The sequence below is a fragment of the Lysinibacillus boronitolerans JCM 21713 = 10a = NBRC 103108 genome, assembly GCF_000772935.1.
Lineage (GTDB): Bacteria > Bacillota > Bacilli > Bacillales_A > Planococcaceae > Lysinibacillus > Lysinibacillus boronitolerans.
The window spans coordinates 1-14457 of the sequence record NZ_JPVR01000061.1 but is presented as its reverse complement, the minus strand read 5'-3'; the positions used below and the strand labels follow the sequence as shown (position 1 = coordinate 14457).

Below are 14457 nucleotides of genomic sequence, written 5' to 3'. Positions count from 1 at the left end.
GCCCCCTTATTTTTTCCTTGTTGCCATTAAATCTGCATATTGATCGATATACAAACGTCGTTTTCCACCACTTACGATGACCCTTACCACGTGAACGGCTATTATCATTGTAAGTGCAAAACCTGCTATTGCGGCAAGTAGAGAAATGACAATTTGCAGAACATAAAATGGTGAATCCATATCTAATTGAATGTCACCTAATGTTGAAATGACATCTGATAAACACAAGGTAGCGATAATGGCAATACAGCGACGCCATGATTGCTTTACAATACTTTTGCCATTCTTGTTGACCATTGTAAAACGCATCACCTTCATACCGAGCGTTGCACCATTCATTAAACTTGGCATCAAACCAAAGAGTACAATGTACAGAGCCATTTTCACTAAGAATTCAAAAGTACCACTGTACCCAGTCAGAACACCAATAATCATCCAAACCAATTGGGCGATAAATAAATCAATGACCAATGCTAGTAAAATAGAAATCGGCTTAACAATATCATTTTTTTCCATTTCAACAGCTTTAGCCTCAACCTCTTCATGAGAGGGGAATAATGCCCAAACAATTGGTGCTAAGAAGAAGCCTAGGAGCGCACCTACACTGTTTAGTAATAAGTCATCTACATCAAAGATTCGGTATGCGCAATTAAAGATGCCATAAATGCCTGTTCTTTGTGTGACCTCATAAAACAATGTTAGCAAAAAGCTAATTAAAAATGCACGTTTCCAGTACCTTCTTTCTTTAAGAAAATATCGCAAGTAAACGCCGAATGGCATCAGTAGTAAGAAATTAAAGAAGGCTTGAAAAAATGCCTGCTGTTTTGTGATAGCAAGCCATGTAGATGGATTTGTTAAAACTACTCCACTATCCTTTAAAACATCATCAACAAATTGAAAAAGTCGCAAATTAGTATGAACGGTGTCTTGGGATTGAAGTGAGCAAGTATCTCTGGTAGATGGAAATGGTAATAATACTAAACAAAGCGCAGATAAAAAGTAAAAAATAAATGAGAACATGATAATGGTTTTGGACATCGATAAGTATCCATACTTTCGATACGTATAAATCAGCCATGGTATAAATAGTACGAAGGATAACATGATGGTTATGAAAAAAGCTATAAAAATGGATTGTGTATACGTTGACATAGAAACACCTCTCTCTTTAAATTGCCCTATTTTCTGAACACTAAAACTAAGTTTAGTCCTTCAATACTACATGTATATTTCATCAAGCTTACATAATCCTTAATTCAATAAAAAAACAGGTAAAGAATATATACTCTCTACCTGTTACTTACTATGCTTTAGCTATTTCTTCTTTACAGAATGTCAAAATTTCTTCTAGTTCATCATCCTCTAATGCAAAGTCTAAATATTCACCTTCAGCCTTTTCCATGATGAAGTAATTTAATATGAATGGTTCTTCGTCTTTTTCACCAATAAGGACACGAATTTCAATACCAGCTTCGTGGTAAAGCTCATCCTCTTCATCAATTTCTACATCCAGTATAAATTCATAACGCTTACCTTCAATAATATTTGTTGGGTCTAAAATTTCTTCCATTGAGAATTGTGTAATTTCCATTATGTTTGCTCCTTTTTCTTTAGCTGTTCTTTTCTATATTAAATCAATTTCAGCATGGGTCAACTAGAAAAGCCGTATACACCTGTAAGTAATTATGCCACAATGAAATGGAATTAATTTAGAACTAAATTTCCCTACATACAAGGAGGCTTTTTCATGAAAGAGCTACTATATTATCAAGACGTTATGTTACAAGAGTTTGATGCAACTATTATTGGTAAAGGAACTGATGAATCAGGCCGTCATTATGTTGTACTATCGAACACCGCTTTCTATCCAACTGGTGGAGGTCAACCCCACGATACAGGTACATTGAATGCGTTGGAGGTCATAGATGTTGAAAAAGTGGATGATGAAATTCGTCACTATATTCAAGGTGATCTATCGACTTTAGATGGCGTCGTACATGGCAAATTAAATTGGCCAAGACGATTTGATCATATGCAGCAGCATGCTGGCCAACATATTTTAACAGCTGCTTTTGTTGAGCTTTTTAATGCACAGACTGTAAGCTTTCATCTAGGCAGTGAGCAAGTAACAATTGATCTTGCTGTAGAAACGATTTCTGAGCAACAGCTTGCAGCAGCAGAAGCAAGAGCCAATGACATTATTTTAGAGAATCGCCCTATTCAAACTACCTGGGTTACAGAACAAGAGCTTGGTAACTATAACCTTCGTAAAGAAGTAGCCGTGACGGGTGATATTCGACTTGTGATTATCCCTAATTTTGATTACAACGGTTGTGGTGGCACTCACCCTACATCTACAGGACAAGTTAGTACCATCAAAATATTAGGTACCGAAAAAATGAAGGGCAATGTGCGCGTTTCTTTTGTTTGTGGTCAACGTGTGTTGACTGAGCTTGGCATGCGAAAAAAAGTATTAGCAGACGTTGCTCGACAATTAAGTGTCCCTGAGATTGAAGCTGCCACAGCACTCACAAAAGTTCTATCTGCTCAAAAAAATACAGAAAAAGCACTTGCTGCTGCGAAAGAGGAATTACTCACGTATGAAGCAAAGGCACTTGTTAATAACGAAGGTGTAGTAACAGCTGCTTTTAATCAGCGAACAATGCAAGAGCTACAAAAAATAGCCCGTATTATTGTTACGGAACAGAAAGATGTAATAGCTCTACTTGTGTCCGAAAATGAAGGCAAGCTACAATTCGTTGCAGCAAGAGGTAATAATGTTTCAAAAAGCATGAAGGATGTTGCCCAAAAGGCACTGCCTCTTATTAATGGTAAGGGTGGCGGAAGTGACCAAATGGTACAAGGCGGTGGCGATTACACCGTTTCGAAAGAAGAATTACTAGCAGCAATGCAAGACGCTTAATTGCATAATAGAGGAGCTATCATTAATAGACAGCTCCTCTCTCATTTAATATTTAAATTTTTGAATGGCTTCATATAAACGTTTTGCCATTTCTGATAGTTTTTCAGTTTGATTGTTCATTACTGCTACCGTCTTCAACTGTTCCGCTGTTGCATCTGTTACCTCATGAACATAATCGCTTGCTGCATGTGCAGTAGCTGCCATTTCTTCCATAGATGCTGAAACTTCCTCCGTATTGGCAGACATTTGTTCAGCTGAAGCATTCATTTCTTCAATTTGACCTGCTATTTCTCCTACTGCTTGAACCATTTCCTCGAAGCGTTCTCCAACTGCCTCAATGGAAGCTAAACCACGCTCAACATTATCTTCACCTGATTCCGCTGCTTTTACTACTTCTAATGTATAAGATTGAACTCTTTCAATGAGCACATTAATTTTAGTAGCTGATTCTGCTGTTTGCTCTGATAGCTTGCGAACTTCTTCCGCTACAACGGCAAAGCCTTTACCAGCATCTCCTGCCCGTGCTGCTTCAATAGAGGCATTTAATGCCAATAAATTCGTTTGATCGGAAATATCGGTAATCATTTTTGAAATTAAGCTAATTTCCGTTGACTCTTTTTCTAGTTTGTGAATAATTGTTAGTTCATCTGTTGTGCCTTGCTGAATCTCATTCATACGACGAATTGATTGTTGGACAGCATGATTGCTTTCACTAATTTTCTGGGAAATAAAATCTGTATTACAAGCAATTGTGGAGGCAACTTCAGCTACATTTTGTATCCCCATTGCCATTTGTTCCATTGCTGAGGCACTTTCCTCTGCCATCACAGTTTGACTTTGTGCCCCTCGATCTACTTCACTTATTGCACCAGCAATTTGTTTTGAATGCTTTGTTACTCCGTTTACATCTCCCATTAAATCACACGAAGCTTCATTCACTGCCGTTGCTTCTTGACTGACTTTGACTATCATTTCCCGCATATTATCAATCATTCGATCTAATGCACGTGCCATCGTTCCCATTTCATCAATACGTTTCAAATATTTTTCTGGAATCTCCTGTGTAAAGTCTCCTTCTGATAACCCCTCACTAATGCGAAGTACATGTCGAAGTGGTCTACAAACAGAGCGGGAAATGGCAAACGAGATGCATAGCCCGAGTATCGAAACAATGATCGTAGTGACTATAAAGTTTGTCTTAAGCTTAGAAAGCCCTGAAAGCATCTCATTTTCTAATGCGATAACACCCATTTTCCAACCATTATCAAGGGTATGATAGCCCATTAAATTAATTCCTGCATCTTCCGTTTCAAAAGAAAAATAACCGTTATCATTAGCAAGCATTTCTTTAACAGCCATTGCCCTGCCTGTCTTGAGACCTGTTTCGTCTGCTTCCTTGATTGGATTGTATTGCTCCTTCACATACGCGTGATTATTATGTCCAATAATCGTTCCGTTAGCGTCTAGCATAAATGCGTAGCCACTGTCTCCAACCTTAATGCCTTCTACTATTTTAGATAGGTAATAGCCATCAATACGTGCCAATAATAAGGCTTTTTCACCTGTTACTGTTTCAATTGGAGAAACGATTAAAATGACTGGTTCACCTGTCACACGACTAATCGTAATTTCAGACATGACAGACTTACCAGTAAAGCCTTCTTTTACGTAATCACGATCCCCTAGTTCAGCTGTTGTATCATCTAGATAATGAGCAACCCCATCAGCGTTGATAATGCCAAAGCCTAAGTAATTTTCATTACTAGCAAGTCGTTTCGATAGATATTTTTTCTGCTTCTCAAAGTCCATGCTCCGAACTGCCTCTTGCTCTGCAATTGCTTCCACTTCCACTAGTGTTAATTGGAAGTGTTCTTCTATGTAGTGAGAAACATCCTCTGCTCTTGAAACCAAATTAGATTCCACTTGCTCATTCACAGCTTTTGTACTATTTATCCAAGTAGATAGCCCGAGCGTGCCGCATGTTACAAATACAAGAGCTATAATTGCAACGATTAATTTACCACCAATACCTTTTAACCACATTTCTCTTTTTCCTACTTCTTCCATTTTTAGCTATACAAACCGCATATTTTTGCATAACTTCAGAGTAAAGTCACTAAAAGTAGAAGTCAACAAAGATTTTCCAATATGATTAATAAATGTATAATAATACCATTATCACTATCTTTATAGTGCTAACAATTTTCTACAAAATTTTCAATTCATATATCCTTCTTGTTATAAAAAGACAGAGAATATAATGTTGTTGGATGAAATTTAAACATTTTCCAACAAAAATTGATTATAATTCACATTTTTTGCTGATTATTAAAGATAGGATCCGTTTAACACATTTTGAGGGGAGGATTTCCATGAGTTCAGACAAAAATAATGTTTCTCGTCGAGACTTTTTAAAAACAACAGGTATTGCTGCTGGTACATTAGTCGGTGGTGGTTTAATTGGAGGATTAGTAGGCTACAACATCCATGGTAAAGGTACTTCTACCCTGGAACATGGTGGTCATGAAACAACAAACGAGGCCATAGGCTCACCGAAGGCTAAGATGTTTTTCAGAAATGAAAAAGATTTTAGTATCTTATCAAAGGCCACAGAACGTATTTTCCCAGAAGACGATTTGGGACCAGGTGCTATTGGTTTAGATGTTCCCTATTTTATCGATCATCAACTTGCAGGAAATTATGGGAGTAACTCTAAAGAATATATGCAAGGTCCATTTGATGTGGGTGCCCCAACTCAAGGCTATCAGAGCCGCTTAACGCGAGCGGAGATTTTTAGGCAGGGTATTCAAAAAATGGAGGATGAAGCACAAAAGCGTTATAAGAAAAGCTTTAACGATTTAGATGGCAAGCAAATGGATGAAATTTTAACTGCCTTCCAAAAAGGTGACATAGAAATGGTTGGGGTTACTTCCGCGTTCTTCTTTACATTATTACGAGCAGCTACATTAGAGGGAGCTTATTCTGACCCTATGTATGGAGGAAATCGTAATATGGATGGCTGGCGTATGAAGGGCTTCCCTGGTCATCAAATGGCTTATATTACACAAATAGAAGATGCGAAATTCCAAAAAATTGAGCCTAATTCATTAGGCAACCATTAAGGGGGGATTAAAAATGGCTAAAACATTACCGAGTGTAGATGTTGTAACAGTTGGTGTAGGTTGGACAGGCGGTATCGTTGCTGCTGAATGTGCCAAAGCTGGCCTAAAGGTAGTTGGTTTAGAGCGAGGTCAAAAGCGTGGTACCGAGGATTATTTAAATGTCCATGATGAATACCGTTATGCGATTCGATATGATTTAATGCAAAATCTATCCAAAGAAACAGTAAGCTTTCGTAATGATCGAAATATGAAGGCATTACCAATGCGTCAGCTTGGCTCCTTCTTGCTTGGTGAGGGTCTGGGTGGATCAGGAACACACTGGAATGGGATGACTTATCGATTTTTACCCTATGATTTTCAGATCAAAACATTAACAGATAAACGATATGGACCAAATAAGCTTGGACCAGATTATCTGATTCAAGATTGGGGTTTAACATACGATCAGCTTGAACCTTATATGGATAAGTTTGAAAAAACTGCTGGTATTTCAGGCGATGATAAAAATAAATTTAGTGGAAAGCGTTCGAATCCCTATCCAACACCGCCTATGAAAAAAACACCTATGCTTGCACAATTCGAAAAAGCTGCAACAAACCTGAAGCTAACACCTTATATGGTTCCTTCAGCTAACGTGTCAGAGGTTTATAAAAACCCAGATGGCGAAACGATCAATGCTTGTCAATATTGTGGTTTTTGTGAACGCTTTGGATGCGAATATGGTGCAAAGTCGTCCGCAGAAATTACGGTTGTCCCAACCGCCCTGAAGACAGGAAATTTTGATTTACGCTTTAATTCCAATGTTGTTGAAATTTTAAAGCAGGGTAACAAGGCTACAGGTGTAAGATACATCGATACTGTTTCGGGAGAAGAATTCATTCAGCCAGCTAATGCTGTTGTATTAACTAGTTATGTCTTTAATAATGCCAAGCTATTAATGGTATCTGACATAGGCGAAAGATATGACCCTACTACTGGTAAAGGAACACTCGGCAGAAACTATTGCTATCAAATCTTGCCAGGTGCCGCTGGATTCTTCGAGGAACAATACAATACATTTATGGGCGCAGGTTCGTTAGGTATGTGTATAGACGATTACAATGGGGATAATTTTGACCATAGTGATTTAGATTTTATTCACGGAGGTAACATTGCGCTTACACAGACAGGTGCGCGACCAATCGGCTCAAATCCAACCCCACCAGATACACCTACTTGGGGACCAGAATTTAAAAAGCAATCAATTTACTACTATACACGCTCATTCGGTATTGGTGCGCAAGGAGCATCTATGCCACATAAGGAAAATTATATATCACTTGACCCTACCTACAAGGATGCTTACGGACTACCATTAACTCAGTTAACGTACAATTTTACTGATCAGGATCGAGCTCTCCATAAATATATCTCTGCACGTGCAGCAGAGATTATGAAGGAAATGGGTGCAAAAACAATTGTCCCTAACGCAGAAATTACCGATTACAATATCGTCCCATACCAAACAACACATAATACGGGTGGTACGGTGATGAGCTTAACACCAGAACAAGGTGTTGTGAATAATTACTTACAGCACTGGGATGTTGATAATCTTTTCGCAGTAAGTGCAGGCAACTTTGCACACAATAGCGGTTATAATCCCACAGGTACATTAGGAGCACTTGCCTACCGTTGTGCTGAGGGAGTCATTAAATATAGTCAATCAGGTGGTTCATTAGTATAAAAAAATCATTCTAAAGGAGGCAAGACTTATGGGAGGTCTAGGAGCAATTGGAGTACCTGGATTAATCATTATTTTAGTGATTGTATTAATTGTATTTGGCCCAAAAAAATTACCAGAAATCGGTGGAGCGGTTGGTAAAACGTTTGCAGAATTTAAAAAGTCTACAAAGGGACTTATGGATGATGATGATGATACCGTGAAAAAGGTCGAAAAAAAATCTGATGCTTCGTAGGAGGGTTTCCTATGGATCCATATGAAGACGGAAAAAGAAAATATTTAAGCCCTCTTGATAAACCACAAGCTGAGCCTCCAAAACCAGTGGAGGCTTTAGTTGAAATACCAACAAAGGTAGCAATTGAAGAGGAGCATGTGTATAATGAGCCCCTTATTCCTGTTACCTCATTATTGGAGCATCTTACTGATTTACGTAAGCAAATTATCAAAGGGTTAACTGTTTTTATTTTATTTTTCATTGTTGTCTTTTCTACTATTAATATTTGGTTTCCATTCATAACGCGAGGTCACTCACTCGTTATTTTAGGACCATTAGAAGTAGTTAAATTTTACATGACGATTTCAACTACTTTAGCTTTTGGTCTTGCAATGCCTTTCCTCGTTCACTTTCTATGGAGCTTTATTAAACCAGGCTTAAAAGAAGAGGAAAGTCGATTTTTAGGCCTCTATGCACCAATCATGTTAGTTCTATTTTTAGTAGGAGTTGCTTTTGGTTATTTTGTCGTAAACCCACTTAGCTATACATTCTTAGTAAGCATTGGGGCTACCAATTTCGATGTCATGGTATCAGCAAATGAATATATGCACTTTTTAATCATGACTACAGTACCGCTTGGTCTATTATTTGAGTTACCGATTGTTGCCCTATTCTTATCTGCCATTGGTGTACTGACTGCTGAATCCATGAAAAAAATACGAGGCTGGTCTTATATCGCAATGGGCGTAGGCTCCGCTGTTATCACGCCACCAGACTTTATAAGTCAGTTACTCGTTTTAATACCGATGATTATTTTGTATGAAATAAGTATTTATCTCGTTAAACGTATAGAACGCAAACAAATTGAAAGCACTGCGTAAATTTTACGCAGTGCTTATTTTTTCTTTAGATCCATCACAATAATTTCTGGTAGATTAAAAATGCGATATGGTACTGAGCTATTACCCAAGCCTCTACTAACTACCATTTTCGTCGCGCCTGCTTCGTAGACACCAGCTGTATATTTTGGGAAAAGCCCCTGTCCTGGTGCAACAAGTCCTCCAAGCCCAGGAATACGAACTTGCCCACCATGCGCATGTCCCGAAAATACTAAATTAACGTGATAATTTACATACGTATTAAACATTTCTGGTCTATGCGCTAGTAACAACTTAAACATATCGTCTGGCAAATAGGCTGTTGCAATGTCTAGCATATCTTCTGTTGTTCTACCCATTAATGGATCCTCAATACCAACAATCGCCAAGCGCTCCCCGTCGCGCTCTAACACGGTCGATTCGTTGGCCATAATATGTACCCCTAACGATGACAGCGCCTCATAAATTTCATTCACCTTATTCGTCGCTACCTCATGGTTTCCTAGTACATAATAAACATCCGCTATTTCAACTAGTCCTGCTACTGCCTGGAGACTTTGTTTTAAATTATAGCGATTACTATCGATCACGTCACCTGTGATAAAAATATAATCCGGCTTTGTATCCTTTATCTTAGCAATCAATTTTTGTTGATTGCCACCAAAGACGGCATCATGTAAATCCGAAACTTGTACAATGCGTAGCCCATCAAAGCTATCAGGCACACTCTCTGATTCAAACGTATGTTTACTTACGACTAGCCAGTGATTGTTTACGTACAAAAAAATGACTATAAAAACAACAAAGAAGATACCATATAATAATTTTTTCAATCGCAATCGCTCACTTTGTGGCTACTTTTTCAGAAATAATTCTGACTTTCTCATTATAAGCAAAAAACAGAGTGATTGTAAGTATATGCACTTTAAATACACAAAATGCACAAATACCCTTAGATTAAAATTTCTATCATTAGATAATGATGCACGATTTAATCTATTTTTTGTTAACTATTGGCATGCTACACTATAGGTAGAAAGGCACATTTTATTATCCACTCATAATACATCACGATTTGGGAAATGCATCTCATTTACTAAAGTGCAGGAATACTAATAAACTTAAAACAGTTAAAGGTGAAAAAGAGAGCGGTAGGGATTGTCCAAATATTGGACGGCGAATAGCGTTTTTACCTCGCAATAAATTATAGAATTTTCCGAATTACATGATTTGCTATTCAACCTTCCATTGCTACAAGCAAAGTATAAAATTAGTGGCGGAAAATTTACAAAGTACGGCTGTGCTACATAATATTCTACTTTTTAGAAGATAAGAGGTGAAAAAATGTTAAAAGCCATCATAGTAGATGATGAAATTTTGGCAATCAACTTATTAGAAGCTACGTTACATGATAATAGCGCTGTTACTATTATCGGAAAATTCCTAAATCCACTAGAAGCTATAGCAAATATCCCTACACTCAAACCCGATATTCTTTTTTTAGATATAGATATGGCTGAATTGAATGGTATTGAATTTGCTAGTAAGATTGCAGACTTTCCGTTTTTAATGGACATTGTATTTGTAACTGCTTATGAGCATTATGCAATAGAAGCTTTTAATGTACAGGCTGTTGACTATATTTTAAAGCCAATTGAGAAAGAACGTTTAATGAAAACAATCAAAAGAATTTCCTTGCGAAGAAAGCAATTTCATGAAAAAGCTGATGCACACCACATAGATGAAGATGCTCGTATAATAGAGGGTTTTCAATTTCATGTACATTCGGGAAGAGTATATATTGGTAACAAAGCATTAGCCTTATCTACAAAGGAATTTCAAATTTTTTTCTTTCTAGCACAACGACCAGGTCAAATCTTTCCCCCATCAGTACTGTATAAGCTTATTTGGGCTGAGGAAAGTATTGGGCATACACAGGCATTGAAGGTTCATATTAGTAATTTACGAAAAAAGTTAGAATCCGTTGATGGTCATAAAGCAAAGATTATGACAGTGAGAGGTTCGGGGTATCAATTCCTTTTTGAACCATGAAAAAAGGGCACGGCGATTACATAACGAATCGTCGTACCCTTTTTAGCTTATTTTTTTGCCGCTTCTTGAATTTCATAAAATGCCCAATGCTGTCTTAGCACATCTGTAAATAATGGTGTTTGGACTTCTGTTAGTACCTGACGTTCAAACAGTCGATTTAATACCTTCACTGCTTGTGCACGTGTTAAAAAACCATCTGGATTGAATGTATCTGCTGTTACTCCTGTCATAATTTCCGCTGCATTGACAGTATCAATTGCTTTCACTGCCCAATGATTGAAGCTCACATCTTTGAATGCTGCACTTGGTGAGGTTGGCTCACAGAAATCTGTATCAGGACGTTCTACACATTGCTGTCCTATCCAGCGGGCAGCCACTGTAGCCATCTGTGCACGTGTAATCAAGCCGTTTGGATTAAAGTTTGTTGCTGTAACCCCTTTAAACAGACCCTTCTCCTTCACGAATTCGATTGCATCTTTAGCATCATGTTGGAATGTATCTGTATAGGTTGCCTTTGCTTGCGGAATGGCATTACCTGTTAATTGACGAGCAAACATACTTGCCATCTGTGCCCTTGTAACAGGAGCATTTGGACGGAAGGTACCATCTGGATAGCCTTGAATATAAGGTAGATGTGTAACACCATCAGTAGTTGGTTCCTTCACTTCTTCCTTCTCTGGTAAGTAGAGAATGGAGAAGGTGGAGAACTTATTCACCTCAAACTGTAAACCTGTTATTCCCTTTTGATATTCTACAACTTTCCCACGTACAACTTCTTTTGTGCCATCACTATGCTCGATATAAATAGCCAGATGATTGAGCTGTTCACGTGTTAAATCAGTTGGTAGAGGTAAGGTTAATATAACAGGACGGCTTTGCATATTTGTTTCAATGGTCATTGGACGACCAAGCAACTCAACAACCGTACTTCCTGCCAACTGCTGTACAGCCCTTTCCTTTTTAGCTTGTTCTTTAATATCCAATTGATTAGCCCGCTCTTTTATAGGAACAAGTCGGAAATAGAGATTATCATTAAACGTTTCCAACGAAGTTTTTGGCACTTCAATTCTAACGTTATCTGTGACAATTTCAAGATGGACTGCACTATTTTGTAGAAGTGTCACCACATTTCTTGGTACGGATACATGGACTTGATTTACTTGATCCTGTTGATCCGGAATAATGATTCTTGCTTTATCATTTCCTTGTTCCTTTAATTTCCTAATCGTCTCTGTTGCGCTCTGTGCCGTTAATGTCACTTCATCGTTTATAGTGTTATCTACATTTTTTGTTCGTTTTATAGCTGTTTTAGAAACTAAGTCACCATCACCAGACTCTACATCTACCACAATTTCCTCTACATTGGTTGAAGGTGTTGATGAACCGGAATCAGGATTTGGTGAAGGATCAGTATTACCGCCACCTGTATCATTACTAATCCATTTTGCATAGATCACTGTGTTAGCTGTAATCGCAGTATCAAATTTAAATGGTGTTGTGTAGGCATTATTTGTGTACCAGCCAACAAATGTATAGCCGGCTTTCGTTGGCTCAATCTTAGGCTGACTTGCCTTTTCCCCATATTCTACCGTTTGATCTGAGATAGCACTACCGCCGTCGACATCAAACCTCACTGTATACATCCCAGGAATCCATTTTGCATAGATTGTTGTGTTCTCGTTAATGGCACTATTAAAATCATATGGTGTTGTATAAGCATTACTTATATACCAACCACCGAATGTATAGCCCGCTTTCGTTGGCTCTTGGGCTAGCTGACTTGCTTTTTTCCCATGCTCTACCGTTTGATTCGAGACGGCACTTCCTCCGTTGACATCAAAACGCACCGTATACGTTATTGGTATCCATTTTGCGTATATCGTTGTGTGCCTAGTAATGGCACTGTTAAAATCATATGGTGTTGTATAGGCAGGACTCGTATACCAGCCTTCAAATATATGGCCAGCTTTCGTTGGTGCTGGGGTTGGCTGACTTGCTTTTCCTTCATGTACCACCGTCTGATTAGAGACAGGACTTCCCCCCGCTACATCAAATCTTACCGTATAAGTCACAATCACTGGCTTCCATTTTGCATATAATATGATACTTCCACTACCCATTAGGAAAGTTGAAGCTGGTGCATAATCTATTCCTCTTCCATCTGCTTGCGTGTTCCAGCCCTCAAACGTGTAACCCACTTTTACCAGATTTCCTGTATTACCCAGAACTGTTACAGTTTCTCCTTGCTCATACGTTTCACTATCTGTTGGAACTGTGCCCGCAGTGTTTGTATTGCCATTGTAGGTGACAGTAATAGTTTGTGCTGAATTTACTATCACAGGAACTACACTACTCGTGGTTATTGCCGTTTGGCTCCCACTTACACCACTATTCGTATTTGTCACTATTACGTAGTAATACACTGTACCTACTGCAAAGGTGGGGGCTGCATAAATCGGATTTGTGGCTCCGCTTATTGGAGTCCCTCCACTCGGGCTATTCGTCGTGTTACTGTACCATTGATAGCTCAGGATTCCTCCATCACTTACACTTGCCCCTACCCTTAACGTCGCATTTGTGGCTCCTTGGTTCACAGTCGCTCCCATTGGCTGCGTTCCGATTGCTGGCGTCTCGGCATTTACTAACGCATTCACTGTTACCCCTACTACATTACTTGTCGCTGTAGCAGTTTGATTGCCACTTACTCCACTATTTGTGTTCGTTACTACTACATAGTAATACATCGTGCCTACTGCAAAGGTGGGGGCTGCATAGGTCGCATTTGTGGCTCCGCTTATTGGAGTCCCTCCACTCGTGCTATTCGTCGTGTTACTGTACCATTGATAGCTCAGGGTTCCTCCATCACTTACACTTGCCCCTACACTTAACGTCGCATTTGTGGCTCCTTGGTTCACGGTCTTTCCTGCTGGCTGCGTTCCGATTGCTGGCGTCTCGGCATTTACTAACGCATTCACTGTTACCCCTACTACATTACTTGTCTCTGTAGCAGTTTGATTGCCACTTACTCCACTATTCGTATTTGTCACTAATACATAGTAATACACTGTGCCTACTGCAAAGGTGGGGGCTGCATAGGTCGCATTTGTGGCTCCGCTTATTGGAGTCCCTCCATTCGTGCTATTCGTCGTGTTACTGTACCATTGATAGCTCAGGGTTCCTCCATCACTTACACTTGCCCCTACACTTAACGTCGCATTTGTGGCTCCTTGGTTCACGGTCTTTCCTGCTGGCTGCGTTCCGATTGCTGGCGTCTCGGCATTTACTAACGCATTCACTGTTACCCCTACTACATTACTTGTCTCTGTAGCAGTTTGATTGCCACTTACTCCACTATTTGTGTTCGTTACTACTACATAGTAATACATCGTGCCTATTGTAGAGGTGGGGGCTGCATAAATCGGATTTGTGGCTCCGCTTATTGGAGTCCCTCCACTCGGGCTATTCGTCGTGTTACTGTACCATTGATAGCTCAGGATTCCTCCATCACTTACACTTGCCCCTACCCTTAACGTCGCATTTGTGGC

General features: G+C 39.0%; 11 protein-coding genes. 6 read left to right on the top strand and 5 right to left on the bottom strand.

All coding sequences use genetic code 11. The features are described from left to right. Window positions 1-6: 6 nt before the first annotated feature. Both CD31_RS04040 and CD31_RS04035 read right to left on the bottom strand, forming a co-directional pair. Window positions 7-1152, bottom strand: a complete 1146-nt coding sequence (locus CD31_RS04040) for a VanZ family protein (RefSeq protein ID WP_036075920.1) — start codon at window positions 1150-1152, stop codon at window positions 7-9. Window positions 1153-1303: 151 nt separating this feature from the next. Further along, window positions 1304-1591 carry a DUF6509 family protein gene (locus CD31_RS04035; protein WP_036075918.1) on the bottom strand — a complete coding sequence of 96 codons (288 nt, stop codon included), beginning with the start codon at window positions 1589-1591 and terminating at the stop codon, window positions 1304-1306. Between the two features lie 156 nt (window positions 1592-1747). On the opposite strand from CD31_RS04035, the gene CD31_RS04030 reads away from it, so the two are divergent. Continuing rightward, complete coding sequence (locus CD31_RS04030) at window positions 1748-2923, top strand: serine-tRNA(Ala) deacylase AlaX (RefSeq protein ID WP_036075917.1); 1176 nt, start codon at window positions 1748-1750, stop codon at window positions 2921-2923. A 45-nt stretch (window positions 2924-2968) separates the two neighbouring features. Here the strand turns inward: CD31_RS04030 and CD31_RS04025 are convergent, their stop codons facing one another. Further along, entirely contained in the window at window positions 2969-4966 is a 1998-nt protein-coding gene (locus CD31_RS04025; protein WP_036075916.1) for a methyl-accepting chemotaxis protein, read from the bottom strand. A 329-nt stretch (window positions 4967-5295) separates the two neighbouring features. On the opposite strand from CD31_RS04025, the gene CD31_RS04020 reads away from it, so the two are divergent. The 4 genes from CD31_RS04020 to tatC are packed head-to-tail and all read left to right on the top strand — an operon-like array spanning window position 5296 to window position 8863. Continuing rightward, window positions 5296-6045: a gluconate 2-dehydrogenase subunit 3 family protein gene (locus CD31_RS04020; protein WP_016993258.1), complete on the top strand. Its 750-nt coding sequence runs from the start codon at window positions 5296-5298 to the stop codon at window positions 6043-6045. 13 nt (window positions 6046-6058) lie between these two features. Then, window positions 6059-7771 (top strand): GMC family oxidoreductase, encoded by a 1713-nt coding sequence (locus tag CD31_RS04015; RefSeq protein WP_036075915.1) that lies wholly within the window; start codon window positions 6059-6061, stop codon window positions 7769-7771. Window positions 7772-7799: 28 nt separating this feature from the next. Further along, window positions 7800-8003, top strand: a complete 204-nt coding sequence (gene tatA, locus CD31_RS04010) for a twin-arginine translocase TatA/TatE family subunit (protein ID WP_036075914.1) — start codon at window positions 7800-7802, stop codon at window positions 8001-8003. Window positions 8004-8014: 11 nt separating this feature from the next. After that, the gene (gene tatC / locus CD31_RS04005; protein WP_036075912.1) at window positions 8015-8863 is read left to right on the top strand and encodes a twin-arginine translocase subunit TatC; all 849 of its coding nucleotides are present in this window, start codon (window positions 8015-8017) and stop codon (window positions 8861-8863) included. A gap of 14 nt (window positions 8864-8877) precedes the next feature. On the opposite strand, the gene CD31_RS04000 is transcribed toward tatC, so the two are convergent. Then, window positions 8878-9693 carry a metallophosphoesterase gene (locus CD31_RS04000; protein ID WP_036075911.1) on the bottom strand — a complete coding sequence of 272 codons (816 nt, stop codon included), beginning with the start codon at window positions 9691-9693 and terminating at the stop codon, window positions 8878-8880. A gap of 511 nt (window positions 9694-10204) precedes the next feature. On the opposite strand from CD31_RS04000, the gene CD31_RS03995 reads away from it, so the two are divergent. Continuing rightward, window positions 10205-10912, top strand: a complete 708-nt coding sequence (locus CD31_RS03995) for a response regulator transcription factor (protein WP_036075909.1) — start codon at window positions 10205-10207, stop codon at window positions 10910-10912. 47 nt (window positions 10913-10959) lie between these two features. On the opposite strand, the gene CD31_RS23760 is transcribed toward CD31_RS03995, so the two are convergent. Next, window positions 10960-14457 (bottom strand): InlB B-repeat-containing protein (locus CD31_RS23760; protein WP_244905092.1); only part of this gene is annotated, 3498 nt, incomplete at its 5' end.

Coding starts and splice junctions, on each gene's coding strand:
- CD31_RS04040 (WP_036075920.1), bottom strand. CDS start 1,152: ATGTCAACGTATACACAATCCATTTTTATAGCTTTTTTCATAACCATC.
- CD31_RS04035 (WP_036075918.1), bottom strand. CDS start 1,591: ATGGAAATTACACAATTCTCAATGGAAGAAATTTTAGACCCAACAAAT.
- CD31_RS04030 (WP_036075917.1), top strand. CDS start 1,748: ATGAAAGAGCTACTATATTATCAAGACGTTATGTTACAAGAGTTTGAT.
- CD31_RS04025 (WP_036075916.1), bottom strand. CDS start 4,966: ATGTGGTTAAAAGGTATTGGTGGTAAATTAATCGTTGCAATTATAGCT.
- CD31_RS04020 (WP_016993258.1), top strand. CDS start 5,296: ATGAGTTCAGACAAAAATAATGTTTCTCGTCGAGACTTTTTAAAAACA.
- CD31_RS04015 (WP_036075915.1), top strand. CDS start 6,059: ATGGCTAAAACATTACCGAGTGTAGATGTTGTAACAGTTGGTGTAGGT.
- tatA (WP_036075914.1), top strand. CDS start 7,800: ATGGGAGGTCTAGGAGCAATTGGAGTACCTGGATTAATCATTATTTTA.
- tatC (WP_036075912.1), top strand. CDS start 8,015: ATGGATCCATATGAAGACGGAAAAAGAAAATATTTAAGCCCTCTTGAT.
- CD31_RS03995 (WP_036075909.1), top strand. CDS start 10,205: ATGTTAAAAGCCATCATAGTAGATGATGAAATTTTGGCAATCAACTTA.